2 protein-coding genes are annotated in these 1,563 nt (G+C 46.0%); both read left to right on the top strand.

Going from position 1 to position 1,563, the window contains the following annotated elements; genetic code table 11:
• Positions 1 to 680 (top strand): M20/M25/M40 family metallo-hydrolase (locus IQ270_RS30140; RefSeq protein ID WP_193976762.1); only part of this gene is annotated, 680 nt, incomplete at its 5' end.
• Between the two features lie 145 nt (positions 681 to 825).
• A partial coding sequence (locus tag IQ270_RS30135; RefSeq protein ID WP_305076236.1) for a hydantoinase/oxoprolinase N-terminal domain-containing protein occupies positions 826 to 1,563 on the top strand: 738 nt, incomplete at its 3' end.

Genomic DNA, 1,563 nt, shown 5'->3' with positions numbered 1-1,563 from the left:
TGAATTTACCCCCCCTCAATCCCCCCCTTGGTAAGGGTGGGAAGCAAGAAAATTTGCCGATCGTAATTGGTGCTCATTACGATTCTGTACCCGGAACGCCCGGGGCTGATGACAATGCTACGGGAGTTGCTGTTTTGCTGGAACTCGCAAGGAATCTCGCACTTCAACCGCTCAAATATCCAGTACAATTAGTGGCCTTCGATCTGGAAGAATCTGGTTTTTGGGGAAGCAGGCATCATGCGGCTAAATGCAAGCAACAGAAACAGTCAATCCGGCTGATGATTTCTTTGGAAATGTTGGGTTATTGCAACAACACTCCCAATTCGCAAAAATATCCCGCTGGGTTGAAATATTTTTATCCGAATATTGGCAATTTTATTGCTTTAATTGGGAATTTACGGACTGTTCCAGATATGATGAATCTGAGCAAAAATATCCGCAAAGTCGGTCAGCCTTGCGAGTGGTTGCCGGTGCCGAATCGAGGTTTGATTGTGCCGGATACTCGCCGCAGCGATCATGTTCCTTTTTGGGATAATGGTTATCCGGCGATTATGGTGACGGATACGGCTAATATGCGAAATCCGCACTATCATCAAGCAAGCGATAAGATTGAGACTTTGGATTTGAATTTTCTGGCTGGTGTTTGTCAGGGGTTGGTTGAGGCTATTCGATATTTATAATAGCAGTTTTATTTGAACTGACCTTTTGTACCTCGACGATCTAAAACAGGCTTTCCGGCCTGTTCCAGAAGAGATAAATTGTATTGTGGGGTGGGCTTCTAGCCCGCCCATAAAAGGCTTGCTGACATTGATAATAAATAATGATATGAATTCTATTTTTCCCGATCGCACTCGCTGGCAATTTTGGATTGATCGCGGTGGTACTTTTACCGATATTGTCGCCCAAAAGCCCGACGGTACACTAATCGTTCACAAATTGCTATCGGAAAATCCCGATCGCTACACCGACGCAGCAGTGCAAGGAATTCGCGATATTTTAGGAATTCCGGCAGATATTCCCATACCCGCCGCCCAAATTGAAGCGATTAAAATGGGGACTACGGTGGCGACAAATGCTTTGCTGGAACGAAAGGGATCTCGCACTATTTTGCTAATTACTAAAGGTTTCGGCGACGCTTTGAGAATTGGCTACCAAAACCGCCCGAATATTTTTGCCCGCCACATTATTTTACCCCAAATGTTGTACGATCGCGCGATCGAAGTTGCGGAACGTTACAGCGCTAGAGGTGAGGAGTTGACTGCTGTCAATCCCGATTTTATCCCGTCTTTGCAGCAAGCCTACGATGAGGGAATTCGCAGTTGTGCGATCGTATTTATGCACGGCTACCGCTACTCGCAACACGAAAAACAAGTTGCTCAAATAGCCAGAGAAATTGGTTTTACCCAAATATCAGTATCTCACGAAGTCAGCCCGCTGATGAAATTAGTTTCGCGAGGAGATACTGCCGTTGTCGATGCTTATTTATCTCCTATTTTACGCCGCTACGTCGAACAAATAACCAGTCAATTATCTCCTGTAGGGGCGGTGCCCCCTAGCCCGCCC

The organism is Microcoleus sp. LEGE 07076 (assembly GCF_015207455.1).
Lineage (GTDB): Bacteria > Cyanobacteriota > Cyanobacteriia > Cyanobacteriales > Microcoleaceae > Microcoleus.
Note: the sequence above shows the minus strand (reverse complement) of the source record. Positions and strands in the feature narration are given on the sequence as shown.